This is a genomic window from Shinella sp. CPCC 101442 (genome assembly GCF_024704725.1).
In the GTDB taxonomy this organism is placed as follows: domain Bacteria; phylum Pseudomonadota; class Alphaproteobacteria; order Rhizobiales; family Rhizobiaceae; genus Shinella.
On the sequence record NZ_JALIQS010000012.1, the window covers coordinates 69697 to 96414 of the forward strand.

Sequence of the window (26718 nt, forward strand, 5' to 3'; positions counted from 1 at the left end):
CTCCTATCAATCCATCCCCTTTTCGGCAAGCACACGCGCTTCGTGCAGCAGCGCGGAAACGAGCGGTGTAAACGGCTCGCGATGGGTTGCCACGAGGCCGACCGTATGATGCGGTTCGGGATCGACGAGGGAAACTATACTTATTTCGTCAGGAAATCCAAACGATTTTGCAACATTGCGCGGCATGATGCTCGACCAGCGTCCCGTGCGGACATGGGAAAACAGCACGATCATCGAATTGGCTTCAAGCGAAGGTTCCACCGTAACCCCGGCTTCCGCGAAGTGTCGGTTGATGATGCGGCGGTTCTGCATGTCGGCGGTCAATAGGCAGAGCCTAATGCTGCCGGCCTCCTGCCAGGTCACGGTTTCGCGATCGGAAAAGGCATTTCCCCTGGCGGTGATCAGGCAATAGTGCTCGTGCAGCAGCGGTACGCTGGTGACGCGGCCGAGCGGCTCGTTTTCGAGATAGGTCAGGCCGGCATCGATCTCGAGGTTTTCGAGCAGGCCAAGGATTTTTATCGAGGTCGTCGAGACGATCGAGAACGTGACGTCGGGGTGCTTTTCCTGGAAGGGCGCGGTGATGCGCGGCACCATGGCGAGCGTCGTCGGGATGGCGGCGATGCGGATATGGCCGGAAAGACCCTTTCGCGCCGCGCGCATCTCCTCGCGCATAGTGCGGGTGTCGCCGACGATGCGGCGCGCCCATTCCAGCACGCGCTGGCCTTCCGGTGTCAGGCCCTGGAAACGCGAGCCGCGCACCACGAGCATCACGCCGAGCTGGTCTTCCAGCTGGCGGATCGCCGCAGACAGCGTCGGCTGTGAAATGCCGATCTCCTCGGCGGCCCGGGCAAAGTGCTTTTCGCGGGCGAGCGCGATGAAATATTCGAGCTTGTCTATCATGTCAGAAGCACGCCTCCTTTCTCTTGATACAAAAGAACAGTGGCGGCACCAATGCCCCCGGCCCTATATCTCGTGCAGCGCAGGAAACACAGGGAGCATGCGATGACGTTTCAGGCATTGTTGGTAGAAAAGGCCGCCGATGGCGCGGTTTCCGCATCGATCCAGGCGCTTGACGACGCCCGGCTTCCCGATGGCGATGTCACTGTCGCCGTCGAATATTCCACGCTGAACTACAAGGACGGCCTCTGCATCAACGGCAAGGGCGGCCTGGTGCGGACCTTCCCGCATGTACCGGGTGTCGATTTCGCCGGTACGGTGGAGGCCTCGGACGATCCCCGCTACCGGCCCGGCGACCGGGTGGTGCTGACGGGCTGGCGCGTCGGCGAGGTCTGGTGGGGTGGCTATGCGACGCGCGCCAAGGTGAAGGCCGACTGGCTGGTGCCGTTGCCGGACGAGCTTTCGACCCGGCAGGCCATGGCGATCGGCACGGCGGGCCTCACCTCCATGATGTCGGTTATCGCGCTGGAAAAGGCGGGGCTTTCGCCGCTGAAGGGCGAGGTTCTCGTAACGGGAGCGGCCGGTGGCGTCGGCTCGGTCGCCGTGGCCCTTCTGGCGCGGCTCGGCTACGCGGTCGCCGCCGTCACGGGGCGGCCGGAAACGGCAGATTACCTCAAGGAGCTGGGTGCGGAGACGATCATCGATCGCGCGGACCTGGCGGAGCCGAACAGCAGGCCGCTCGAATCCGAGCGCTGGGCCGGCGCGGTGGATGCTGTGGGCGGCGAGATGCTGGCGCGCGTGCTCAAGCAGATGAAATATGATGGCGCCGTCGCCTCCGTCGGCCTTGCCGCGGGTGCGGCCGTGCCGTCCTTCACGGTCATTCCGTTCCTGCTGCGCGGCGTCAGCCTGCTCGGGATCGATTCGGTGAACCGGCCCTATAACCAGCGTGTCGATGCCTGGAGCCGCATCGCCACCGACCTGCCGATGGACAAGCTCGAGGCCATGGTCGTCGAGCACCGGTTGTCGGACCTGCCGGACCTGGCGAACCAGATTCTGGAGGGCAAGGTGAAGGGGCGCGTCGTCGTCGATGTCAACGCTTGACGGGTTTGGACCTGACGGCAGCGACAGTCAGCAGATGAGCTGGCCGCCATTCACCTCCAGAACCTGGCCGGTGATGTAGCCGGACAGCGCATTCGAGGCGAGGAAGAGATAGGCGGGGGCGCAGTCCTCTGTCGTGCCGAGCCGCTGCAGCGGGATCGTCTTGCGCGTCGCTTCCAGCTTGTCGGAGGATGAATAGCGCGCGTGGAAATCCGTGGTGATCGTGCCCGGCGAGACGCAGTTGACGCGGATGCCGTCGGGCGCGAGTTCGCGGGCGAGGCCCTTCGAATAGGTCGAGACGAAGGCCTTCGTGGCCGAGTAGATCGCCGAGCCGGGGCTGCCGCCGGTCAGCGCCGAAATCGACACCGTGTTGACGATGGCGGCGTGCGGCGCCCGGCGCAGCGACCGCAGGAGCGCGCGCGTTACCTCGACGACAGAAGTCTGGTTCAGGCGCACGACGGTGTCGTACTGCTCGTCGGTGAGATCGGCGGCCGGAAAGCGACCGACCATGGTGCCCGCATTGTTGATGAGCACATCGACATGCGGAAAGAGGCTGTCCGTCCGCTGAAGGATGGCGCCGATGCCGCCTTCCTCGAGGAAGTCCGCATAGACGATGTGGGCGCGCGCTTCCGCTACGGCAATGTCGAGGAATTCCGGCAGCGATTCTGCGGGCGCGCGGCCGCCGTGCAGCAGCACATGGGCACCGCAATCGAGGAACTGCCTCGCGATTTCCAGGCCGATGCCGCGGCCGGCACCCGTTACGACGACATTGGCGCCCTTGAACAAGGCTGGATGAAACATGGACTGTCCTCCCGTCATCTGCGATCCACCCAGTATCACAAAAAGTGGGGCGCACTCCAAGAAGGCAGGATCGATCAATTGATGTGCTTTCGTTTTTGCATATGATGAAAGAAAACGAAAGCAGTGGGAGGTGCCTATGTTTCTGACGGGTCGACAGGCGGAGATTCTGGATCTCGCCAAAACCGAGGGCCGCGTGCTCGTGGAAGACCTGGCGGCACGCTTCTCCGTGACGCCGCAGACGATCCGCAAGGACCTGAACGATCTCTGCGACAACAAGGTTTTGACGCGCATTCATGGCGGCGCGCTCTTCCCGAGCGGCAACGAGAATGTGAAGTACGAAGCGCGGCGTTCCATAGCTGCGCCGGAAAAACAGGCGATCGGCCGCGCCGCCGCCGCCGTTATTCCCGACAATTCCTCGCTCTTCATCAATATCGGCACGACGACGGAAGCCGTCGGCGAGGCGCTGCTCGACCACAAGGAATTGATGGTCATTACCAACAATATCAACGTCGCCAATCGCTTGCGCGTCTACCCCTCGATCGAGGTGGTGATTGCCGGCGGTGTGGTGCGTGGGGCGGATGGCGGCATCGTCGGCGAGGCGGCGGTCGATTTTATCCGCCAGTTCAAGGTGGATTATGCCGTCATCGGCGTTTCCGCCATCGACGAGGACGGTGCGCTGCTCGATTTCGATTACCGCGAAGTCAAGGTGGCGCAGGCCATCATCGCGAATGCGCGGCATGTCATTCTGGTTTCGGATTCGACGAAATTCGAAAGGACCGCGCCGGTTCGGATCGGCCACCTCTCGCAGGTCCATACATTCATCACCGACAGCTGCCCTTTCGAGGGCATTCGCACCATTTGCCAGGAGCACGACGTGCGCCTGGTCGAGACGGCTTCACAGGCATGACATAGGGCATGGAATTTCTTCTCGCATTCGTTTGACATTCGAAATGTTTTCGTTTTAACTCCTCTTGCTTTCGCAACTGCGCGCATATTGTGCAATGCGAAATGGGAGGGGAACTTGGACGGCAACGTGATCCGCGATATTTTTGTTATCGGTGGCGGCATCAATGGCTGTGGCATTGCACGCGATGCTGCGGGCCGTGGCTATTCGGTCGTGCTTGCCGAGATGAAGGACTTTGCCTCCGGCACGTCTTCCGCCTCCACCAAGCTCATCCATGGCGGCCTGCGTTATCTCGAACATTATGAATTCCGCCTGGTGCGCGAGGCGCTGATGGAGCGCGAAGTGCTCTGGGCCATGGCGCCGAACGTCATCTGGCCGATGCGTTTCGTGCTGCCGTTCCAGAAGGGCGGGCCGCGTCCGGCCTGGCTCATCCGCCTCGGCCTATTCCTTTACGACTATATCGGCGGCCGCAAGCTTTTGCCGGCAACCCGCACGGTGGATCTCGCGAAGGATCCGGCCGGTGGCCCACTGAAAAAGCTGTTCCGCAAGGCTTTCGAATATTCCGACGGCTGGGTCGATGATGCCCGCCTCGTGGTGCTGAATGCGCGTGATGCCGCCGATCGCGGCGCCGACATTCGCACGGCCACCAAGGTCGTCACCGCGCGTCGTGAAAACGGCCACTGGAATGTCGAGACGGAAAATGTCGAGACGGGCGCTCGCGAAACATTTCGCGCCCGCATGCTGGTGAATGCGGCAGGCCCCTGGGTCGACAAGGTGCTGTCCTCCGCGCTCAGTCGCAACGACGTGCACAATGTCCGCCTCGTGCAGGGCAGCCATATCGTCGTGAAGAAGAAATTCTCCGATCCGCGCGCCTACTTCTTCCAGAACCCGGATGGGCGTATCATGTTCGCCATTCCCTATCAGGAAGAGTTCACGCTGATCGGCACGACCGACCGTGACTATCAGGGCGATCCCCGGGATGTTCGCATCAGCGACGCGGAAATCGACTATCTTTGCGCCTCGGCCAGCGAATATTTTGCCGAACCGGTGACGCGCGAGGATATCGTCTGGACCTATTCCGGCGTGCGCCCGCTGTTCGATGATGGCGCCAGCAAGGCGCAGGAAGCAACACGCGACTACGTGCTGAAGGTCGAGGGTGGCGATGGCCAGGCGCCGTTGCTCAACATCTTCGGCGGCAAGCTCACCACCTACCGGCGTCTCGCCGAATCGGCGCTGGAGAAGATTTCGGAATCGATCGGCGCGAAGGGTGGCCGCTGGACGGCGCAGTCCCGCCTGCCCGGCGGTGACTTCAAGGTCGACGGTTTCGATGCCGAGGTGAAGGCGCTTGCATCGCGCTTTGCCTTCCTCGCTCCGGCCCATGCCCGTCGGCTTGTTCGGCTCTACGGCACACGGGCGGCGGCGATGCTGGGTGGCGCGAAGACGATTGGCGACCTTGGGCGGCATTTCGGCAGCGACCTTTACGAGTGCGAAGTGCGCTGGCTGATGAGCGAAGAATGGGCCCGGCATGCAGAGGACGTGCTGTGGCGGCGGACCAAACGAGGATTGCATCTCTCGGCTGCGGAAGCGGCTGCGCTGGAAGAATACATGGTGGGAGCCCTGGCGGCCCCGCACTAGCCGCACCTGATCCGGTGGCTGGGAGGAACATTGGAGACCATGAATGCTTGAACTCAGAAACATCGCAAAGGTGGTGGGGGCGGAGACGCATATCCACCCGACCAACCTCGTGCTCGAGCGCGGCTCGCTCAACGTGCTGCTCGGCCCGACGCTGTCTGGCAAGACATCGCTGATGCGGCTGATGGCAGGCCTCGACAAGCCGACCGCCGGCTCCGTCTGGTTCGACGGCAAGGACGTCACCGGCGTGCGCGTGCAGGAGCGCGGCGTCGCCATGGTCTACCAGCAGTTCATCAATTACCCGGCGCTGACCGTCTACGAGAACATCGCGTCGCCGATGCGCATCAAGGGGGCGGACAAGGCGACGATCGACCGCGAAGTGCGAAAGGCGGCCGATCTCCTGAAGCTCACGCCCTATCTCGACCGCACGCCGCTCAATCTTTCCGGCGGCCAGCAGCAGCGCACAGCGCTCGCTCGCGCCATCGTCAAGAATGCCAGCCTCGTCCTGCTCGACGAGCCGCTCGCCAATCTCGACTACAAGCTGCGCGAAGAACTGCGCCTCGAACTGCCAAAAATCTTTGCCGCATCCGGCGCGATCTTCGTCTATGCCACGACCGAACCCTCCGAAGCCCTTTTGCTCGGCGGCAACACGGCGACGCTGTCGCAAGGTCGCATCACCCAGTTCGGCCGCACCATCGACGTCTATCGTCATCCGAGCGATCTCGTCACGGCGCGAACCTTCGCGGACCCGCCGCTGAACACGATGCAGGTCCTGAAGAACGGCGGCAGTTTCGAGGTGGGCGGCAAACCGGTGCTGCAGGTGCCTGCGCATCTTGCCGCGCTGGCCGACGGTCCCTGCACCATTGCGTTTCATCCACATCACCTGGCGTTGACGAGCCGGCATCCGACCTCGGCAAGCCTCCAGGTGCGCACCGCGATCTCGGAGATCGCCGGTTCGGAAAGCTTTATCTACATCGAATTCGAGGGCAGCCGCTGGGTCATGCTCTCGCCGGGTATCCACGACATCGAACCGGACGCGATCATCACTGTCCATGTCGACACACGCCACCTGATGGCGTTCGGCACGGATGGCAGGACGATCGCCGAACCGGTCGCCGCGGCGGCCTGAGGAGGAGACCATGGCACGCATCACCCTCGATCATATCCGCCACGCCTACGGCGAAAAGCCGAAGTCGGAAGCGGATTATTCGCTGAAGGAAGTCCATCACGAGTGGAACGATGGCGGCGCCTACGCGCTGCTCGGCCCCTCGGGCTGCGGCAAGACCACGCTGCTCAACATTATCTCGGGCCTGTTGCAGCCGTCGGAAGGCCGCATCCTGTTCGACGGCAAGGACGTGACGTACCTCTCGACGCAGCAGCGCAACATCGCGCAGGTCTTCCAGTTCCCGGTCATCTACGACACGATGACGGTCTACGACAACCTGGCCTTCCCCTTGCGCAACCGCGGCGTTGCGGAACCGGAAGTCGACCGCCGGGTGCGCGAAATCCTTGAGATGATCGATCTTTCGAGCTGGGCGAAGAAGACCGCACGCGGCCTCACCGCCGACCAGAAGCAGAAGATTTCGCTCGGCCGCGGCCTCGTGCGCAACGACGTCAATGCCATCCTGTTCGACGAGCCGCTGACCGTCATCGACCCGCACATGAAATGGGTACTGCGCTCGCAATTGAAGAAGCTGCACCGCCAGTTCGGCTTCACCATGGTCTATGTCACGCACGACCAGACCGAAGCGCTCACCTTCGCCGACAAGGTCGTCGTCATGTATGACGGCCAGATCGTGCAGATCGGCACGCCGGCCGAGCTCTTCGAGAAGCCGAGCCACACTTTTGTCGGCTACTTCATCGGCTCACCGGGTATGAACGTGCTGCCGGCCGCCATCGACGGCAGCAGCATCAAGGTCGGTGAGCAGACGCTTGACCTCGGTTACAAGCCGACGGTCGCCGTCGGCGCCAAGACCGAGCTCGGTATCCGCCCGGAATTCATCACGCTTTCGCGCGACGGCATGCCGGTCTCGATCAACAAGGTCGAGGATATCGGCCGGCAGAAGATCGTGCGCGCCGAATTCGCCGGCAAGCCGATCGCCATCGTCGTGCCGGAGGACGGAGAAATTCCGGCCGATCCGCGCGTGACCTTCGATCCGACCGCCATCAACATCTACGCCGATTCTTGGCGTGTCGGCAGGGAGGGCTGACGATGAACAAGACCTGGAACAACAAGGCCTGGTTCATGGTCCTGCCCGTCCTGCTGCTCGTCGCCTTCTCGGCGGTGATCCCGCTGATGACGGTGGTGAACTATTCGGTTCAGGACACGTTCGGCAACAACCAGTTCTTCTGGAACGGCGTCGGCTGGTTCTCCGACGTTCTGGCATCGGATCGCTTCTGGCAGGCGCTCGGACGCAACCTGCTGTTCTCCGGCATCATTCTGACGATTGAGATCCCGCTTGGCATCCTGATCGCGCTCAACATGCCGAAAAAAGGCCTCGGCGTGCCGTTCTGCCTCGTGCTGATGGCGCTGCCGCTGCTCATTCCGTGGAACGTCGTCGGCACGATCTGGCAGGTTTTTGGCCGCGTCGATATCGGCCTGCTCGGCCGCACGCTGGATGCGCTCGGCATCAGCTACAACTACGTCAACAATGTCTTCGACGCCTGGATGACGCTCATCGTCATGGACGTCTGGCACTGGACGAGCCTCGTTGTGCTCCTGTGCTATGCTGGCCTGGTGTCGATCCCTGAAGCCTATTACCAGGCCGCCAAGATCGACGGCGCCTCGCGCTGGGCCGTGTTCCGCTACATCCAGCTGCCGAAGATGAAGCGCGTCCTGCTCATCGCCTTCCTGCTGCGCTTCATGGATAGCTTCATGATCTATACCGAACCCTTCGTCATCACCGGCGGCGGTCCCGGCAACTCGACGACCTTCCTGTCGATCGACCTCGTCAAGATGGCGATCGGCCAGTTCGACCTCGGCCCGGCCGCGGCAATGTCCATCATCTACTTCCTGATCATCCTGCTGCTGTCGTGGATCTTCTACACGGTCATGACCAGCAGCGACGAACAGGCGTGAGGGAGGAAACCATGACCTCACAGGCAACCACCGCAAACACACTCCAGGCCAGCGTTGCAAGCAGCGCCGGCAGCAGGGCCGGGGCCAACAGCAAGCGCAGCTTGTCCTGGCTGGTGCCGACGCTCTACATCGTCTTCCTGATGCTGCCGATCTACTGGCTCGTCAACATGAGCTTCAAGACGAATGCGGAGATCACCGGGGCGTTCTCGCTCTGGCCGGTCAATCCGACGCTTCGCAACTACACGGTGATCTTCACCGATCCGGCCTGGTACAATGGCTATATCAACTCGATCATCTACGTCGTGCTGAACACGCTGATCTCGGTCTCGGTGGCGCTGCCGGCAGCCTATGCCTTCTCGCGCTACCGTTTCCTCGGCGACAAGCACCTGTTCTTCTGGCTGCTCACCAACCGCATGGCGCCGCCGGCCGTCTTCGCGCTGCCGTTCTTCCAGCTCTATTCGGCCTTCGGCCTGATCGACACGCATATCGCCGTCGCCATCGCCCACTGCCTGTTCAACGTGCCGCTCGCCGTCTGGATCCTCGAAGGCTTCATGTCGGGCGTGCCGAAGGAGATCGACGAGACCGCCTATATCGACGGCTACTCGTTCCCGAAATTCTTCGCCAAGATCTTCGTGCCGCTGATCGCGTCCGGCATCGGTGTCGCCGCCTTCTTCTGCTTCATGTTCTCCTGGGTCGAACTCCTGATCGCCCGCACGCTGACGACGACGGATGCCAAGCCGATTGCCGCCACGATGACGCGCACGGTCTCGGCTTCGGGCATGGACTGGGGCGTGCTGGCCGCTGCCGGCGTGCTGACCATCATTCCCGGCGCGCTCGTGATCTACTTCGTCCGCAATTACATCGCCAAGGGCTTTGCCCTGGGGAGGGTCTGATGACTGCTGCTGTCGCCAACCGTACCAATCGCTGGCCTGTGGCGCTTGCCGCCGTTCTTGCTGTCTATACCGTTGTCGCCGGGCTCCTGGTCATGGCGCTTCCGCTCAAGGACGGCGAGCGCGACTGGTTCGCACCGCTCATTCCGGGCGGCTGGATGGCCTGGTCGTTCCCGACGGCGATGTTCTTCCTGACGATCTTCACGCTGATCGCGCTGATGGGCGTCTGGGAATATGCCCGTCCGGGCGGCAATCCGCGCGTCGGCATCCTGCGCTTCGAGACGACCCGCGGCGACCGGCTCTTCGTGTCGCTGCTCGGCTCGGCGTTCATTCATCTCGCATGGTTGGGGCTGATCGGCGCCAACCTGTGGTGGGCTCTTGCCTTGTCCGTGGTCTACGCCATCGGCGTATTCCGCTTCGTGTGAGGCAAAGGAAATGGAGGCCTCGGGGAGATATGGGGCCTTCGCACTTGCAATCGCAAAACCCTAAGGGAGGATCAATATGCGAAAGCAACTTCTGACGACGACGGCGGTTATGCTGCTGGCGTTTACCGGCTCCGCATTCGCGGACATGGATGCTGCCAAGAAATTCCTGGATGCGGAAATCGGCGACTTGTCCTCGCTCGACCGCGCCGGCCAGGAAGCCGAAATGCAGTGGTTCGTCGATGCCGCCAAGCCGTTCGCCGGCATGGAGATCAAGGTCGTCTCTGAAACGATCACCACGCATGAATACGAATCGAAGGTGCTGGCTCCGGCCTTTACCGCGATCACGGGCATCAAGATCACCCACGACCTGATCGGCGAGGGCGACGTCGTCGAAAAGCTGCAGACTCAGATGCAGTCGGGCGAAAACGTCTATGACGCATACGTCAATGACTCCGACCTCATCGGCACGCACTGGCGCTACCAGCAGGCCCGCTCGCTCACCAAGTGGATGGCCAACGAAGGCAAGGACGTCACCAATCCGGGTCTCGACCTGGAAGACTTCATCGGCCTGAAGTTCACCACCGCTCCGGACGGCGACCTCTACCAGCTGCCCGACCAGCAGTTCGCGAACCTCTACTGGTTCCGCTATGACTGGTTCAACGACGAGAAGAACAAGGCCGACTTCAAGGCGAAGTACGGCTACGACCTCGGCGTTCCCGTCAACTGGTCCGCTTACGAGGACATCGCCGAGTTCTTCACCGGCCGCGAGATCGACGGCAAGAAGGTCTATGGCCACATGGACTACGGCAAGAAGGACCCGTCGCTCGGCTGGCGCTTCACCGACGCCTGGCTCTCGATGGCCGGCAACGGCGACAGGGGCCTGCCGAACGGCCTGCCGGTCGACGAATGGGGCATCAAGGTCGACGAGAAGTCGCGTCCGGTCGGCTCGTGCGTTGCGCGCGGCGGCGACACCAACGGCCCGGCTTCGGTCTATGCCATCCAGAAGTATCTCGACTGGCTGAAGGCTTACGCTCCGGCATCCGCCCAGGGCATGACCTTCGGCGAGGCCGGTCCCGTTCCGGCGCAGGGCGAGGTCGCCCAGCAGATGTTCACCTATACGGCGTTCACCGCCGACTTCGTGAAGGAAGGCCTGCCGGTCGTCAACGCGGACGGCACGCCGAAGTGGCGCTTCGCGCCGAGCCCGCACGGCGTCTACTGGAAGGACGGCATGAAGCTCGGTTACCAGGACGTGGGCTCCTGGACGCTTCTGAAGTCCACCCCGGACGACCGCGCCAAGGCCGCCTGGCTCTATGCGCAGTTCGTGGTGTCCAAGACGGTTGACGTCAAGAAGAGCCAGACCGGCCTGACGCTCATCCGCGAATCCTCGATCGCTCATCCGTCGTTTACGGAACGCGCACCGAAGCTCGGTGGTCTGATCGAGTTCTATCGTTCGCCGGCCCGCGTGCAGTGGTCGCCGACCGGTACGAACATCCCGGACTATCCGAAGCTGGCCCAGCTGTGGTGGCAGGCGATCGGCGATGCGTCGTCGGGTGCCAAGAGCGCGCAGGAAGCGATGGACTCGCTGTGCGCCGAGCAGGAAAAGGTGCTGGAACGCCTCGAGCGCGCCGGCGTCCAGGGCGATATCGGCCCGAAGCTCGCCGAAGAGCACGATCTTGCCTACTGGAACAAGGATGCCGTCGAAAAGGGCAACCTCGCACCGCAGCTCAAGATCGAGAACGAGAAGGAAAAGCCGCAGACCGTCAACTATGACGAACTCGTCAAAAGCTGGCAGAAGTAAGTGACGTGGGGACGGGCTGTACGGCCCGTCCCCACTGGTATTCGATCCGCTCGCCCGCGTGCCGAAAGGTGCGCGGGCTTTTTCATGTCAGCCGAGCTTCTTGACCCAGAGCGTATCGATGATGGCGGGGAAGAGGTTTTCCAGCATGTCGTCGTCGCTGTCGCATTCGGCGATGCGTGCCAGTTTCTTGTCGAGCGTCAGATGGGCAAAGCCATGCGCGGTCGACCAGATACCGATCAGCATGGCCTCGCCCTCCGCGTCGAGCTCGGCGCCTTCCGATTGGCCGCGAATGGCGAGCACGGTCTTTTCCAATGCATCCCAGGCCTGTCCGGTCGCCTGTTCCAGCGAGAGTTGCTCCTTCACGAGAAGATCGTGGCGGAACATCAGGTGGAAGCGTCCGGGAAAATCCAGGGCAAAGCGCACATAGGCGACGCCTTGTGCCTTCAGGCGGTCGGCGGGCGAGCCTGTTTCGCTTGCTGCTACCAGCCGGCGGGCGAGCTCCCGGTAGCCGAGCGCCGCGACCTCGGTCAACAGGCCGGGCGAGCCGCCGAAATGGTGCGAGGGCGCCGCCGGGGAAACGCCGGCGCGGCGCGCGGTTTCGCGCAGCGTGAAACCTTCGAGGCCCTTTTCAGCCATGAGGTCGTCGGCGGCGCGGATCAGTGCATCGCGCAGGTCGCCGTGGTGATAGCCGCGTTCGGCCGTTTTCTTCTCGTTCATCGCAGGTCTCGCCGAATGAATATCTTTACAGTGTAAAGATTATGCGCTAGCAAATGTAAACACTGTTCAGATTCGCTGCGAGGTATCATAATGCGTGCCGTCACTGTGGCAACCACCGATGAGGCAATCAGGGCACCATGGACATTGACCCGAATGCCGGACCAGACTGGACGCTTGGCCGTCGTCACCGGAGCCAATAGCGGACTGGGCTTCCTCACGGCGCGGGAACTCGCCCGAAAAGGCGCGCGGGTCGTGATGACTGCGCGAGACGAGGGCAGGGGACAGCGTGCGCTGGCGCGCATTCAGGCCGAGCTTCCCGATGCCGCGGTCGAACTCCGGCGGCTCGACCTTGCAGACCTCGACGCCGTCGCCGCCTTTGCGGGCGCTCTCAATAGCGAGGGCCGAGCGGTCGATCTCCTGATCAACAATGCCGGCGTGATGATGCCGCCGCGCGGGCTGACCCGGCAGGGCCACGAGACGCAGTTCGGCGTCAACCATCTCGCCCATTTTGCCCTGACGCTGCGCCTTCTGCCCCTGCTTTCCCGGGCCATCGGCGCGCGCGTCGTCACCGTCAGTTCCGAGCTGCATCGTCGCGGGCGAATACATTTCGACGATTTCACGGGCGAAAAAAGCTACAGCCGCCTCGCCTTCTATGCCCAGTCGAAATTCGCCAACGTCCTCTTCGCGCTGGAACTCGACCGTCGCCTCAAGGCCGCGAACCTGCCTGTGATCAGTGTGCTGGCCCATCCCGGCTATTCGGATACCAATCTCCAGACCAGCGCGACGTCAGGTGTGCTTCGCCTCTTCATGCGCATCGGCAACCGGTTCCTCGCGCAGAATGCCGAGCAGGGCGTGCTGAACCAGCTCTATGCCGCGACGGCCAAGGGGCTACGCGGCGGCGAATTCATCGGCCCCGACGGTTTCCGCGAAATGCGTGGCTCGCCCTCGCTGGTGCATCCGCTGCCGGCGGCGACCGACGGGGACCTGGCAGCCCGCCTCTGGGCGCTTTCCGAAGGCATGACGAAGACTCAATTTCCAGCAATCCCGGAGCGCGCCGCATGACCGCCTTGACGATGGATTCCTATCAATTTTTCCGCGCCTGGATCCGCGACCCGCTTCGGGTCGCGTCCATCACGCCGTCGGGCAAGGCGTTGTCCGACCTTATCGTGCGCGAGATCGGGCCGGAGACGGGCAGGGTGATCGAGCTTGGACCTGGCACCGGCGTTTTCACACATGCGCTGCTGCGGCGCGGGGTCGCGGAGGAGGACATCGTCCTCGTGGAAAAAGGGCCGGAATTTGCAAGCCTCCTCCAGCAACGTTTCCCGAAGGCCGTGATCGCGTGTACGGATGCGGCCAAAATCGCGCGTTTCTGCACTGAGCCGGCAGGGGCGGCCATCAGCGGCCTGCCGCTGCTTTCCATGCGGCCGGAGAAGGTTTTCGCCATTCTTGCCGGCACGTTTTCACGTCTTGAGGAGAACGCGGCGCTCTATCAGTTCACCTATGGCCTCAGATGCCCGGTGCCGCGCGCCGTGCTCTATCGGCTCGGGCTCTCGGCCGTCCGCACCGGCGGGACAATACGCAACGTGCCGCCCGCTTTTGTCTACCGCATCGGCCGCAAGCGCTAGAATCGGTCGGTCTGCGGCCTTTCGACCGAACCGTACCGATTGGTACAGTTTGCGCATTGCACAGTGCAGGGTCTTCCGCTAAAAACCCCGCGGTTTCTCCCGCGCTCGCGCGAACATCGAAAATAGCGGTACACACTCATGGCACGCATCGTGATGAAATTCGGCGGAACGTCCGTCGCTGACCTCGACCGTATCCACAATGTGGCCCGTCATGTGAAACGCGAGGTCGATGCCGGCCACGAAGTCGCCGTCGTCGTTTCGGCCATGTCCGGCAAGACGAACGAACTCGTCGGCTGGGTGCAGAACATGCCGAAGGTGACGGGGGCCAACTCGCCCTTCTACGACGCGCGCGAATATGACGCGATCGTCGCTTCGGGCGAGCTCGTCACCGCCGGCCTTCTCGCCATCGCGCTCCAGTCGATGGGCATCGATGCGCGCTCCTGGCAGGGATGGCAGATCCCGATCCGCACCGACAACGCCCATGGTGCAGCCCGCATCCTCGAAATCGAGGGCTCGGACATCATCCGTCGCATGGGCGAGGGCCAGGTGGCCGTCGTCGCTGGCTTCCAGGGCCTTGGCCCGGACAATCGCGTCGCCACGCTCGGCCGCGGCGGTTCCGATACGTCCGCAGTAGCCATCGCCGCTGCCGTCAAGGCTGATCGCTGCGACATCTATACCGACGTCGATGGCGTCTACACGACCGACCCGCGCATCGAGCCGAAGGCCCGCCGCCTGAAGAAGATCGCCTTCGAGGAAATGCTCGAAATGGCCTCCCTCGGTGCCAAGGTCCTGCAGGTGCGCTCCGTTGAGCTTGCCATGGTGCACAAGGTGCGCACCTTCGTTCGCTCCTCTTTCGAGGACCCCGATGCGCCGGGCATGGGCGATCTTCTGAACCCGCCCGGTACGCTGATTTGTGATGAGGATGAGATCGTGGAACAGGAAGTCGTAACCGGCATCGCCTATGCCAAGGATGAAGCGCAGATCTCGCTCCGCCGCGTCGCCGACCGGCCGGGCGTTTCGGCCGCGATCTTCGGCCCGTTGGCCGAAGCCCATATCAATGTCGACATGATCGTCCAGAACATTTCCGAGGACGGCTCCAAGACCGACATGACCTTCACGGTTCCCTTCGGCGATGTCGAGAAGGCACTCAAGGTTCTGGAAGGCGCCAAGGCGCAGGTCGGTTTCGACGTGATCCAGCACGAGACGGGCCTGGTGAAGGTCTCCGTCATCGGCATCGGCATGCGCAGCCACGCCGGCGTTGCCGCCTCCGCCTTCCGGGCGCTGGCCGAGAAGGGCATCAACATCAAGGCGATCACCACCTCGGAAATCAAGATTTCCATCCTGATCGACGGTCCCTATGCCGAACTCGCCGTTCGGACTTTGCATTCCGTCTACGGTCTCGATAAGAAGTAAGGACCGGCCGAGTCGGCGCCGATCCTGTGATCGCCAGCGCGGGCAAGCGCCGGTGAGGTAACGTCATTTTCGGGAGACGCCACGCGATGAGAGATCTCTCCGCGGGTCCGCGCGTTCTTCTCAAGCGGCTTCGCGAATTGATGGCGGAGCCGCTCGAGCCGCAGGAGCGCCTAGACCAGATCGTGCGCCAGATCGCGCAGAACATGGTCGCGGAAGTGTGTTCCGTTTACGTGCTGCGCTCCGATGGCATTCTCGAGCTTTACGCGACCGAAGGTCTCAATCCCGGCGCTGTGCACCTGGCCCAGCTCAAGATGGGCCAGGGCCTCGTCGGCACCATCGCGGCCTCCGCCCGGCCGCTCAACCTGTCCGACGCCCAGTCGCATCCCGCCTTCACCTATCTGCCGGAAACGGGCGAGGAGATCTACCATTCCTTCCTCGGCGTTCCTATCTTGCGCACCGGCAGGGCGCTCGGCGTGCTTGTCGTGCAGAACAAGGCGAGCCGCACCTACCGCGAGGACGAGGTAGAGGCGCTCGAAACGACGGCGATGGTGATTGCGGAAATGGTGGCGACCGGCGAGCTGAAGAAGCTCACCAAGCCCGGCCTCGAGCTCGACCTTTCCCGCCCCGTCGCGATCGAAGGGTCCAGCTTCGGCGAAGGCATCGGCCTAGGCTATGTCGTGCTGCACGAGCCGCGCATCGTCGTCACGAACCTGCTCAACGAGGATTCCGAACACGAACTCGGCCGTCTCGCCGAGGCGCTCGGCTCGCTGCGCATCTCCATCGACGACATGCTGTCGCGCCGTGAAATCTCCATGGAAGGCGAGCACCGCGAGGTTCTGGAAACCTACCGCATGTTCGCGCATGACCGCGGTTGGGTCAGAAAACTCGAAGAGGCGATCCGAAACGGTTTGACGGCGGAAGCGGCGGTCGAGCGTGTGCAGAGCGAAACCAAGGCGCGCATGATCCGCCTGACGGATCCGTATCTGCGCGAACGCATGCACGATTTCGACGATCTGGCCAACCGCCTGCTGCGGCAGCTGACCGGCTACGGCGCGAAACTATCGGCAAGCAATTTCCCGAACGATGCGATCGTCGTCGCGCGCGCCATGGGGGCTGCCGAACTGCTCGACTATCCGCGCGAGAACGTGCGCGGCCTCGTGCTCGAAGAGGGTGCGGTCACCAGTCATGTCGTCATCGTTGCCCGCGCGATGGGGATTCCGGTTGTCGGCCAGGCGGCGGGCGCCGTGGCGCTTGCCGAAAACGGTGACGCCATCATCGTCGATGGCGAGGATGCGCGGGTGCATCTGCGTCCGCTCTCGGATCTCCAGCGTTCCTACGAGGAAAAGGTGCGTTTTCGCGCCCGGCGGCAGGAGCAATATCGGGCGTTGCGCGCCGTCGAGCCGGTCACCCGGGACGGCCGCCATATCAATCTCCAGATGAATGCCGGTCTCCTCGTCGACCTGCCGCATCTCAACGAATCCGGCGCCTCGGGCATCGGCCTCTTCCGAACCGAGCTTCAGTTCATGATCGCCTCGACCATGCCGAAGGCGGAGGAGCAGGAGGCGTTCTACCGCAACGTGCTGAAGCAGGCGGGCGGGCGTCCTGTGACCTTCCGCACGCTCGATATCGGCGGCGACAAGGTCGTGCCCTATTTCCGCGCGGCGGAAGAAGAAAACCCGGCGCTTGGCTGGCGCGCCATCCGTCTGTCGCTCGACCGGCCGGGCCTCTTGCGCACCCAGTTGCGCGCCATGCTGCGCGCGGCCGCCGGGGCTGACCTGCGGCTGATGCTGCCCATGGTGACCGAGGTATCGGAACTGAAGGAGGTCCGCGATCTCCTGCAGAAGGAAATCCAGCGCCAGTCGAAGATCGGGGAGCAGCTTCCGAAGAAGCTGCAGTTCGGCGCCATGCTCGAAGTGCCCGCCCTGCTCTGGCAGATGGACGAGTTGATGGCCGAGGTGGACTTCGTCTCGGTCGGCTCGAACGACCTCTTCCAGTTCGCGATGGCGGTCGATCGCGGCAATGCCCGTGTGTCCGACCGCTTCGATACGCTCGGCCGGCCGTTCCTGCGCATCCTGCGCGATATCGTGCGCGCTGGCGAACGCAACGACACGTCGGTGACGCTCTGCGGCGAGATGGCGAGCAAGCCGATTTCCGCCATGGCGCTGATGGGTATCGGTTTCCGGTCCGTCTCGATGTCGCCGGCCGCCATCGGCCCGGTCAAGTCGATGCTGCTGGCGCTCGATGCCGGCAAGCTCGAAGCGCTTATGACGCCGGCGCTCGACGATACGAAACCGACGGCCTCGGTCCGTCAGATTCTCACCGACTTTGCGGCCGAGAACGGCATTCCGCTTTAATATTCGATTGGAGTTTGAACGGTGGCGAAGCTTCCCGTTGAAAAGATGCGTGAACTCGAACGCCGTTTCGGCGAGATCGAGGCCCGCATGTCGGCGGGTCCGGATTCGGAGACCTATGTGCGTCTCGCATCGGAATATTCCGAACTTCAGCCCGTCGTCACGAAGATCCGCGAATACCAGAAGGTCAGCGGCGAGATCGCCGACCTCGATGCGTTGCTCAACGACAAGACGACCGATCGCGAGATGCGCGATCTCGCCGAAATGGAGCTGCCGGACCTCAAGGAGCGCCTCGAAGGCCTCGAAAAGGAGATGCAGATCCTGCTTCTCCCGAAAGATGCCGCCGACGAGAAGAGCGCGATCCTCGAAATTCGCGCGGGCACGGGCGGCTCCGAGGCGGCACTCTTTGCCGGCGATCTTTTCCGCATGTACGAGCGTTATGCCGCCGCGCATAACTGGAAGGTGGAAGTCCTTTCGTCGAGTGAAGGGGAAGCGGGCGGCTTCAAGGAAATCATCGCGACCATCACCGGGCGCGGCGTCTTCGCCAAGCTGAAGTTCGAATCCGGCGTGCACCGCGTGCAGCGTGTGCCGGAAACAGAGGCGAGCGGACGCATCCATACCTCGGCGGCGACGGTGGCCGTTCTACCCGAGGCCGAGGAAATCGATATCGAAATTCGCCCGGAAGACATCCGTATCGATACGATGCGTTCCTCCGGCGCCGGTGGTCAGCACGTCAACACGACGGACTCGGCTGTGCGCATCACGCATCTGCCGACGGGCCTGATCGTCACCAGTTCGGAAAAGTCGCAGCACCAGAACCGCGCCAAGGCGATGCAGGTGCTGCGCTCGCGGCTCTACGACATCGAGCGCCAGCGGGCAGACAGCGAGCGCTCTGCCGACCGCAGGAGCCAGGTCGGCTCGGGCGATCGCTCCGAGCGCATCCGCACCTACAATTTCCCGCAGGGGCGGGTGACGGACCACCGCATCAACCTGACGCTCTACAAGCTCGACCGCATGATGATCGGCGAGATCGACGAGATCGTCGATGCGCTGATGGCCGATTACCAGGCCGGCCAGCTCGCGCAGCTCGGCGAGCAGGGTCGATGAACGGCGCGACGCTCGCCGGGGTTCTCGCCGCGGCGCGGCGTCAGCTTGCCGATGCGGGCATTGCGGATGCGGCACAGGACGCACGCGTATTGGTCGCCGGCATTCTCAAGCTTTCTTCCACGGCCATCCTCACCGACGGATCCCGTGTTCTTGACGAGGCTGCGCAGTCGGCGGTTGCGGTGGCAATCGCCCGCCGGGCGGCGCGCGAGCCGGTGCACCGCATCCTCGGCCACCGTGCCTTCTCCCGGCTCGACCTTGCCCTTTCGCCCGAAACGCTGGAGCCGAGGCCGGATACGGAAGTCCTGGTCGATACGCTCGTGCCCTACGCGCAGAAGATGGTCGCAGGGACGGGCAGCTGCCGCATTCTCGATCTCGGCACGGGCACGGGCGCGATCTGCCTTGCGCTGCTCGATCTGGTGTCGGGCGCAACGGGCGTGGGGGCCGATCTTTCGGCCGGGGCCCTTGAAACCGCCCGGCGCAATGCTGACATCAATGGTGTCGCCGACCGTTTCGAAGCGGTCGAGAGCGACTGGTTTGCAGCCGTGACCGGGGTGTTCGACATCATCGTGTCAAATCCCCCCTATATCGTGCGTTCCGTGGTCGGGACGCTGGATGACGAGGTCCGGCTGTTCGATCCGATCCTGGCGCTGGATGGCGGCGAAGACGGGCTCGATGCCTATCGCGCCATTGCCGCCGGTGCAGGCGACCATCTCAGGGAAAGTGGCCTGGTGGCTTACGAAATCGGTTACGACCAGAAGGACGCCGTCACCGCGATCATGCGCGAAAAAGGTTTTACGCGGATCGAAGCGGTCATGGATCTTGGTGGCAACGACCGTGCTCTTGTCTTTGCAAAAACACCGGCTCCTTGAGGTTTTGCTGCATGTGCGCAGCAAATTCCATCGACCCAAAGAAAAGGCTTGGAATTGTGAAGGAAGCGGGCTAGGTTGCGGCCACGCACTAGGCAAGCGGTCATGACACAGAGATTCGCTCCTGCGTGACCCCGATCGAGGATTGCTCTCTCGAAGAGTTGATAGGGTTGAAGACTGCCCTGTGCGGGTACCTGTTAATTTGACGTCTTACGGCGACAGGACCACCCACCGGCGTGGTTTGCCCGCGGGTAAGGATGCTTGATTTGGCATGGCCGGATCAAGCGTGCAGACACATGATCATCCAGACACGATACGTTAGGTGAGTGAAATATGAGGCCAGGACAGCAAAACAAGCGCGGCCGCGGGCGTAACAACAACAGTAGCAATAACAACAACAATAACAGCAGCAATCACAACAACCACCGCAAGGGTGGCAATCCCCTGACGAGGACCTACGATAGCTCGGGTCCGGACGTGAAGATCAGGGGCACGGCCCAGCACATCGCCGAAAAGTATTCCACACTCGCGCGAGACGCCCAGAGCGCCGGCGACCGTGTTATCGCGGAAAACTACCTGCAGCACGCCGAGCACTATAACCGCATCATCGCGGCCGCTCAGGCGCAGATGCAGGAACGCTACCCGCGCGACGAGCGCGCCGACAATGCCGACCGCGGCGACGACGGCGACCGTGACGGTTACGATCAGGACGATGGCGATTCGATGCATGCGGACGAGCCGGCTCCCGTTGCCGCGGCACCTGTCGCCAAGCCTGCCGCAACGCCGGTCGCCAAGCCTGCCGCCAAGCCGGCTGTCGAACAGCCGGTCATCGACGGTTCCGGTCCGCAGCCTGTCATCGAAGGTACGCCTGCCGAAGTGGCGCTCGACGAAGAGGCGGCAGCGCCCGCCGGTCGCGCACCGCGCCGCCGCAATGCCGCTCGTCCGCGTCGCCCGCGTCGTGGCGAAGGCGAGGCTTCCGGCGAAGAGGGTGCATCGTCCGGTGACGATTCCCCGGCGCTCGAACCCGCTTCGGAATAACGAAACGCGTTTCAGGACTATCAGGAACCCGGCCTTGTGCCGGGTTCTTGCGTTTGCGCAGTTCCTGCGGAAAAATGTTTCACGCGGCTTCCGGTGATCCTTTAATTCCGCAACCCCCTCCACCATATTCCCTTCAGGCGGTTGACCGGTCGCAAGGCCGGTGCGCCGCAAGCATGAAAGGCTCGCCTTGATGGGAGCCTATCTTCAATCGTCGACCGGTGCCACGAAGGGCCGGCCGAGTCCTGGAGGCAAATATGAATATTGAAAAATACTCCGAACGCGTGCGCGGGTTCCTGCAATCCGCCCAGACCAAGGCGTTGGCCGACGGCCACCCGCAATTCACGCCCGAACATGTGCTGAAAGTGCTGCTCGACGACGAGCAGGGCATGGCCGCATCCTTGATCGAGCGGGCCGGCGGAAATGCGCGTGATGCGCGGATCGCCAACGATGCCGCCCTCGCCAAGCTGCCGAAAGTGTCCGGCGGCAACGGGCAGGTCTATCTTTCGCAGCCGCTCGCCAAGGTTTTCTCGACTGCCGAAGACGCCGCCAAGAAGGCCGGCGACAGTTTCGTCACGGTCGAGCGCCTGCTTCTGGCGCTGGCCATCGAAAAATCCGCGGCGACCTCCGACATCCTGGCCAAGGCCGGCGTGACGGCGATGAAGCTCAACCAGGTCATCAACGACATCCGCAAGGGCCGCACCGCCGATACGGCGAGCGCGGAACAGGGTTTTGATTCGCTGAAGAAGTTCGCCCGCGACCTTACCGCCGATGCACGCGAAGGCCGCCTCGACCCCGTGATCGGCCGTGACGACGAAATCCGTCGCACGATCCAGGTCCTGTCGCGCCGCACGAAGAACAATCCGGTCCTCATCGGTGAACCCGGCGTCGGCAAGACGGCGATCGCCGAAGGTCTGGCATTGCGCATCGTCAATGGCGACGTGCCGGAGAGCCTGAAAGAGAAGAAGCTGATGGCGCTCGACATGGGCGCATTGATCGCCGGTGCGAAATATCGCGGTGAATTCGAGGAGCGGCTGAAGGCCGTTCTTGCCGAAGTTCAGGCGGAAGACGGCGAGATCATCCTCTTCATCGACGAGATGCATACGCTGGTCGGCGCCGGCAAGGCGGAGGGGGCGATGGACGCCTCCAACCTCCTGAAGCCCGCGCTTGCCCGCGGCGAATTGCACTGCGTCGGCGCCACCACGCTCGACGAGTACCGCAAGCATGTCGAGAAGGACGCGGCCCTTGCCCGCCGGTTCCAGCCCGTCATGGTGGACGAGCCGACGGTCGAGGACACGATCTCGATCCTGCGTGGTCTGAAGGAGAAGTATGAGCAACATCACAAGGTCCGGATTTCCGACTCGGCCCTCGTTGCCGCCGCGACCCTCTCTAACCGCTACATCACGGATCGCTTCCTGCCGGACAAGGCGATTGACCTCATGGACGAAGCCGCCTCGCGGCTGCGCATGCAGGTCGATTCCAAGCCGGAAGAGCTCGACGAACTCGACCGCCGCATCATCCAGCTGAAGATTGAGCGCGAGGCCCTGAAGAAGGAAACCGACCGCTCGTCGCAGGATCGTCTCGAAAAGCTCGAGATCGATCTCGCCGCGATCGAAGAGGAAGCCTCTGCGCTCACCGCGCGCTGGCAGGCGGAAAAGTCGAAACTCGGCCGTGCCGCCGATCTCAAGCGCCAGCTCGATGAACTGCGCAACGAACTTGCCATTGCCCAGCGCAAGGGTGAATTCCAGCGCGCCGGCGAGCTTGCCTACGGCATCATTCCCAAGCTCGAAAAAGAGCTGGAAGACGCCGAAGGACACGATGTCGGCGATGTCGATCCGATGGTGCAGGAAGTCGTCACGCCCGACAACATCGCCCATATCGTCTCGCGCTGGACGGGTATTCCCGTGGACAAGATGCTGGAAGGCGAGCGCGACAAGCTGCTTCGAATGGAAGACGAGCTCGCCAAGTGGGTTGTCGGCCAGGGCGATGCCGTCCAGGCGGTCTCCCGTGCGGTTCGCCGCGCCCGCGCCGGCCTGCAGGATCCGAACCGGCCGATCGGCTCGTTCATCTTCCTCGGTCCGACCGGGGTCGGCAAAACGGAGCTGACCAAGGCGCTGGCCCGCTTCCTGTTCGACGACGAGACGGCGATCCAGCGCATGGACATGTCGGAATACATGGAGAAACACTCCGTGGCCCGGCTGATCGGCGCGCCTCCGGGCTATGTCGGTTATGAGGAAGGCGGTGCTCTCACCGAATCCGTCCGCCGCCGGCCCTATCAGGTCGTGCTGTTCGACGAAATCGAGAAGGCGCATCCCGATGTCTTCAACGTGCTCTTGCAGGTTCTCGACGATGGCCGCCTGACCGATGGTCAGGGCCGCACCGTGGATTTCCGCAATACGATGATCATCATGACGTCGAATCTCGGAGCGGAATATCTGACGGCGCTCGGCGAAAACGAGGACAGCGACACGGTTCGCGATCAGGTCATGGATGTCGTGAAGATGGCGTTCCGGCCGGAATTCCTGAACCGCGTCGACGAGATCATCCTGTTCCATCGCCTCAAGCGGTCGGAAATGGGCGCGATCGTCGACATCCAGCTGGCGCGTCTGCGCAAGCTTCTGGAAGATCGCAAGATCCTTCTCGAACTCGATGAGGACGCTGTGCACTGGCTGGCGGAAAAGGGTTACGATCCGGTCTATGGTGCGCGTCCCCTGAAGCGGGCGATCCAGAAGCACCTGCAGGATCCGCTGGCCGAGAAAATCCTCGGCGGCGATATCCCCGACGGTTCGACCGTCAAGGTAACGGCCGGTTCCGACCGGCTGCTCTTCTCGTCGCGCGCTGCGCCGGTGAGCAAGGCTGCCTAAGTCAGGGTGAGGTCAAAAAGAAGCGCGGGTTCCAGCCCGCGCTTCTTTGTTTTTCCCGGATGCGGACGCAATCGTCCTCCTGCGGAACCCGTCATTTCGTAACGAATTTCAGCATCTGGTTCGTGAACTTGCCGTAGGAATCCTTGAACTTGTTCAGCCAGTAGTTGAATTCCAGCGCCGGCACATAATATTCGCCGAAATTGGGATCGAAAACGCTGACATAATCACTGGTTGGCTTCAGGGAACCGCCGCTGCCGCCAACGGGCCGGAAGAACCCGATCGTATGCGCGCCGCCGGTAGCGCCGACTACCGACCCTTTGAACCAGAAGGAATAGACGAAACCCGCGGCCTTCGGTGCTTTGATCTGGGTGAGGAGTCTCTTCTGATCAAAGGGCTCATAGGGTATCGTTAGATCGACCTCTTTCATGCCGCGAAGCGAGATCATCATGCCATCCGCCATCGTATAGGATTGGCCGCCCTCAGCCCAGCGTTGGCTGAAAACCTTCTGAAGCACCGGATTGCCCGCACCCCGGCGGGCAGAGAGCTTGTTCATGCGCTTGGCAGCGGCGGCATCGGAGACAAGACCCTTGTCCTCGAGCATGAAGCTGACCCATTCGATCGTAAAATTGTGGCATGCGCCGAGTGACGATGCCTTTGAATGCTCGCCGAGCGGCTGCATCACGCCGACCTGTGAAAATGCTGCAATCAATTTGTCTCGCATTGAAGCCCCCGACAAATGAAGATCGCCCCGGAAACCGTGATTGGACTGACGATCAGCGGCGAACTTCCACCTTCGCGCAGCAATTGTAAAGCCGGCTTCCCATGCCTTTCGGACAATCCTTAAGGCGCAGGAAATGACCGCCTGTCCGCCCTGCGGTCTGCCGGGCGAGAGACCTGCCGGTGCGGATGTCCGGCAGCTTTGCCGATCGGATGTTCAGTGGGTTTCGGCGACTTCCGTCGGGTCGTCCCCGCGGCCGAGCAGATCGTCGATGCGCTTGCGTTCGGTCTCGAACTGGGCGAGCGCCTTGCCTTCCAGCGACTTGCCGCCGGGCAGGCGGATTTTCAGCGCATCCACCTTGTTGCCGTTGACGATCAGCTCGTAGTGCAGGTGCGGGCCGGTTGAAAGACCGGTCGTGCCGACGAAGCCGATCACCTGACCCTGACGCACCTTGACGCCCGGCTTGATACCCTTGGCGATGGCGCTCTGGTGGTTGTAGGAGGAGACATAGCCATTGGCGTGGCGGATCAGCGTCTGGTTGCCGTAGCCGCCGGAATCCCAGCCGGCCTTTTCGACGACGCCGTTGCCCGCCGCGATGATCGGTGTGCCGCGCGGCGCCGCCCAGTCGACCCCCGTATGCATGCGCGAAAAACCGAGGATCGGATGGCGGCGCATGCCGAAGCCGGAGCGGAAGGTGCCGTTGGGGACCGGGTTGCGCAGCAGGAACTGGCGAATGCTCTTGCCGTCCTCGTCGTAATAATCGACGGATTCGTCTTCCGCGTTCTGGAAGCGATAGACCCGGGTTTCCGTGTCGCCGAACTTGGCATCGAGGAAGAGGATTTCGGACCCTTCCGTCGCCGTGCCCGTCTCGTCGGTCACCGAGAAAAAGGCTTCCAGCGAGTCCGTCGGGCGAAGCTGCGCCTGGAAATCCACCGTGCTTGCGAGAACACGAATGACTTCCGCCGTCATATCCTGTCCCATGCCGTAAGAGAGCGCAGCGCGGTAGATGCCGTCATAGACGCGCGGCAGGTCGCGGCCGGCGATGATGGTCGGCCGGCCATCGTCGTCGAAGGCCGTGGCGACGGCATCGAGCACCGGCGGCTCGGCGCCGCTGACGAAGCGACCCTTGTCGTCGAGTGCGGCGGTCACGACATGGCGGCCGCGCGAATAGACGCTGGCGCGCACGATGCTCGCTTCCTTGCCCTGCTGCGAAATGCAGATGCGCAGCACGTCGCCCTCAGCGAGTTGCCTGGTGCCGAGCTGGCCCTCGAGATAGGCGGAGAGATCTTCGGCCTGCGCCTTGGTGTAGCCCGCAGCCGTCATGATCTCGTCGATATCGGCCGCACGGCGTACCGGGATGACGTCATCGGCATATTCGGTATCGTCCGGCGTCGCCGTGTCGAAGTTCGAAACGCTCATGTTCTCCTCGACCACGCGGGCCGTCAGGCCCTGCAACAGGTCGAGATCCGAACCTTCCGAAGCGAAGCGCTGCGGATCGACATAATAGAGCGAGGCGACCTGCGTGCTGCCATCCGTTAGGACGGAACCGTTGGTGCGCACGTTCTCCTCGACTTCCTCGATCGACATCTGGTCGGCATAGTCGAGGGCCGAGCCGCCGGTCGGAAAAGCGTCGGTCTGCAGCGCCACCTCGGATTCGACGTCAGAACCATAGATCGTGCCCATGCGCGAGGCGGGCGCTGCGTCCTTGCCGTTGGTGGAGAAAATCGCCAGCGGATCGAAGCGCGGATAGTCCTCGCTCGTCGCATGGTTGGCGGCGAGCGCCATCTTCACATGCGCGAAGGGTTGCCGGCGCACCACTTCCTTCTGGCCGTCATGGATCATGGTGGAGATTTCCATGATCTTCTTGTCTGCGGGCTTGGTGACGATGGCGGGCTCCAGCACGCGTTCGCCGCGCTTGGCCGTCTCGCCGGTCTTGTTCGTCTGGTTGGCAACGCCGAGCGCCGCATAGGCTTCGGCCGGGATGGCGAGCTGCTGGCGGCCGTCGAGCGCGGCGAAGAGGGCCACGCCCATAAGAATGGAAGAGGTGATGCCGGTAAGAAAGGTACCCGAAAGCCAGCGCAGCGAAATCTCGCGACGGTCGGGCGCCTTGCGCCCGTCGGCGAGGATCGGCGGTTCATTGCCGAGGGATCGGATCATGTTCCGGTCGGTGGTCATGCCGATTGCACTTCGCCTTTTGTCGTTTCAGCGCGGGAAGATGCACGCAGGCGGGCCCGCGAGTCAAATCATGCTGCTTCTATGCTCTCTCTAAGAGGTGCCGATTGTGATAATCTGAGGGCAATCGGGCCTGTTTGCGATGTTTGCACTGCGAAATGCCCGGAAACCAGGGTGTGCAGCGCGGCAAATGAAAGGCAAACGCATTTTTTCGAAGATTTCTTCAAAAAAGTGTCACATCGCTGTTGACGCCAGAAAATGATGGGCCTATAACCCGGCCATCGAACGAGAGCGGCGGCGCTTCTGGCGGCCGACGAACTCGCTCT

At 62.8% G+C, this 26718-nt stretch carries 22 protein-coding genes; 17 read left to right on the forward strand and 5 right to left on the reverse strand.

The annotated features are described in order from the left end of the window. Positions 1–6: 6 nt before the first annotated feature. Positions 7–900: a LysR family transcriptional regulator gene (locus MUO32_RS27075; protein WP_257951479.1), complete on the reverse strand. Its 894-nt coding sequence runs from the start codon at positions 898–900 to the stop codon at positions 7–9. Positions 901–1002: 102 nt separating this feature from the next. Here MUO32_RS27075 and MUO32_RS27080 point away from each other — a divergent pair, with 102 nt between their 5' ends. Next, positions 1003–1998 (forward strand): MDR family oxidoreductase, encoded by a 996-nt coding sequence (locus tag MUO32_RS27080; protein WP_257951480.1) that lies wholly within the window; start codon positions 1003–1005, stop codon positions 1996–1998. Positions 1999–2025: 27 nt separating this feature from the next. On the opposite strand, the gene MUO32_RS27085 is transcribed toward MUO32_RS27080, so the two are convergent. Further along, a complete protein-coding gene (locus MUO32_RS27085; RefSeq protein ID WP_257951481.1) occupies positions 2026–2796 on the reverse strand; it encodes an SDR family NAD(P)-dependent oxidoreductase in 771 nt (256 codons plus the stop codon). 136 nt (positions 2797–2932) lie between these two features. On the opposite strand from MUO32_RS27085, the gene MUO32_RS27090 reads away from it, so the two are divergent. The 8 genes from MUO32_RS27090 to MUO32_RS27125 all read left to right on the forward strand — a co-directional run bounded on the left by MUO32_RS27090 (position 2933) and on the right by MUO32_RS27125 (position 11524). After that, positions 2933–3703 (forward strand): DeoR/GlpR family DNA-binding transcription regulator, encoded by a 771-nt coding sequence (locus tag MUO32_RS27090; RefSeq protein ID WP_257951482.1) that lies wholly within the window; start codon positions 2933–2935, stop codon positions 3701–3703. A gap of 114 nt (positions 3704–3817) precedes the next feature. Further along, the gene (gene glpD / locus MUO32_RS27095; RefSeq protein WP_257951483.1) at positions 3818–5335 is read left to right on the forward strand and encodes a glycerol-3-phosphate dehydrogenase; all 1518 of its coding nucleotides are present in this window, start codon (positions 3818–3820) and stop codon (positions 5333–5335) included. A 43-nt stretch (positions 5336–5378) separates the two neighbouring features. Beyond that, positions 5379–6461 carry an ABC transporter ATP-binding protein gene (locus MUO32_RS27100; protein ID WP_257951484.1) on the forward strand — a complete coding sequence of 361 codons (1083 nt, stop codon included), beginning with the start codon at positions 5379–5381 and terminating at the stop codon, positions 6459–6461. A gap of 10 nt (positions 6462–6471) precedes the next feature. Next, positions 6472–7542: an ABC transporter ATP-binding protein gene (locus MUO32_RS27105; protein ID WP_257951485.1), complete on the forward strand. Its 1071-nt coding sequence runs from the start codon at positions 6472–6474 to the stop codon at positions 7540–7542. Between the two features lie 2 nt (positions 7543–7544). Next, the gene (locus MUO32_RS27110) at positions 7545–8411 is read left to right on the forward strand and encodes a carbohydrate ABC transporter permease (protein WP_257951486.1); all 867 of its coding nucleotides are present in this window, start codon (positions 7545–7547) and stop codon (positions 8409–8411) included. Between the two features lie 11 nt (positions 8412–8422). Next, positions 8423–9304 (forward strand): carbohydrate ABC transporter permease, encoded by an 882-nt coding sequence (locus MUO32_RS27115; RefSeq protein ID WP_257951487.1) that lies wholly within the window; start codon positions 8423–8425, stop codon positions 9302–9304. After that, positions 9304–9726, forward strand: coding sequence for a DUF2160 domain-containing protein (locus tag MUO32_RS27120; RefSeq protein WP_257951488.1), 423 nt, complete (start codon positions 9304–9306; stop codon positions 9724–9726). The genes MUO32_RS27115 and MUO32_RS27120 overlap by 1 nt, the downstream gene beginning before the upstream one ends. Before the next feature lie 76 nt (positions 9727–9802). Further along, a complete protein-coding gene (locus MUO32_RS27125) occupies positions 9803–11524 on the forward strand; it encodes an ABC transporter substrate-binding protein (RefSeq protein WP_257951489.1) in 1722 nt (573 codons plus the stop codon). A gap of 87 nt (positions 11525–11611) precedes the next feature. Here MUO32_RS27125 and MUO32_RS27130 read toward each other — a convergent pair whose 3' ends face one another. After that, positions 11612–12241, reverse strand: coding sequence for a TetR/AcrR family transcriptional regulator (locus MUO32_RS27130; RefSeq protein ID WP_257951490.1), 630 nt, complete (start codon positions 12239–12241; stop codon positions 11612–11614). A gap of 90 nt (positions 12242–12331) precedes the next feature. On the opposite strand from MUO32_RS27130, the gene MUO32_RS27135 reads away from it, so the two are divergent. The 8 genes from MUO32_RS27135 (at position 12332) to clpB (ending at position 23502) form a co-directional block, all read left to right on the forward strand. Beyond that, complete coding sequence (locus tag MUO32_RS27135) at positions 12332–13303, forward strand: oxidoreductase (protein WP_257951491.1); 972 nt, start codon at positions 12332–12334, stop codon at positions 13301–13303. Next, positions 13300–13866: a class I SAM-dependent methyltransferase gene (locus MUO32_RS27140; RefSeq protein WP_257951492.1), complete on the forward strand. Its 567-nt coding sequence runs from the start codon at positions 13300–13302 to the stop codon at positions 13864–13866. The genes MUO32_RS27135 and MUO32_RS27140 overlap by 4 nt, the downstream gene beginning before the upstream one ends. Before the next feature lie 138 nt (positions 13867–14004). Continuing rightward, a complete protein-coding gene (locus tag MUO32_RS27145) occupies positions 14005–15279 on the forward strand; it encodes an aspartate kinase (protein ID WP_257951493.1) in 1275 nt (424 codons plus the stop codon). An 86-nt stretch (positions 15280–15365) separates the two neighbouring features. After that, positions 15366–17633, forward strand: a complete 2268-nt coding sequence (gene ptsP, locus MUO32_RS27150; protein WP_257951494.1) for a phosphoenolpyruvate--protein phosphotransferase — start codon at positions 15366–15368, stop codon at positions 17631–17633. Between the two features lie 21 nt (positions 17634–17654). Then, positions 17655–18737, forward strand: a complete 1083-nt coding sequence (prfA, locus tag MUO32_RS27155) for a peptide chain release factor 1 (protein WP_257951495.1) — start codon at positions 17655–17657, stop codon at positions 18735–18737. Further along, positions 18734–19606 (forward strand): peptide chain release factor N(5)-glutamine methyltransferase, encoded by an 873-nt coding sequence (gene prmC, locus MUO32_RS27160; protein ID WP_257951497.1) that lies wholly within the window; start codon positions 18734–18736, stop codon positions 19604–19606. The genes prfA and prmC overlap by 4 nt, the downstream gene beginning before the upstream one ends. 330 nt (positions 19607–19936) lie before the next feature. Further along, positions 19937–20641: a DUF4167 domain-containing protein gene (locus tag MUO32_RS27165; protein WP_257951498.1), complete on the forward strand. Its 705-nt coding sequence runs from the start codon at positions 19937–19939 to the stop codon at positions 20639–20641. Positions 20642–20895: 254 nt separating this feature from the next. Next, positions 20896–23502, forward strand: coding sequence for an ATP-dependent chaperone ClpB (gene clpB / locus MUO32_RS27170; RefSeq protein ID WP_257951500.1), 2607 nt, complete (start codon positions 20896–20898; stop codon positions 23500–23502). Positions 23503–23593: 91 nt separating this feature from the next. Here clpB and MUO32_RS27175 read toward each other — a convergent pair whose 3' ends face one another. Continuing rightward, complete coding sequence (locus tag MUO32_RS27175) at positions 23594–24223, reverse strand: hypothetical protein (protein WP_257951502.1); 630 nt, start codon at positions 24221–24223, stop codon at positions 23594–23596. 213 nt (positions 24224–24436) lie between these two features. Then, the gene (locus MUO32_RS27180) at positions 24437–26395 is read right to left on the reverse strand and encodes a M23 family metallopeptidase (protein WP_257951503.1); all 1959 of its coding nucleotides are present in this window, start codon (positions 26393–26395) and stop codon (positions 24437–24439) included. Between the last annotated feature and the right edge of the window lie 323 nt (positions 26396–26718).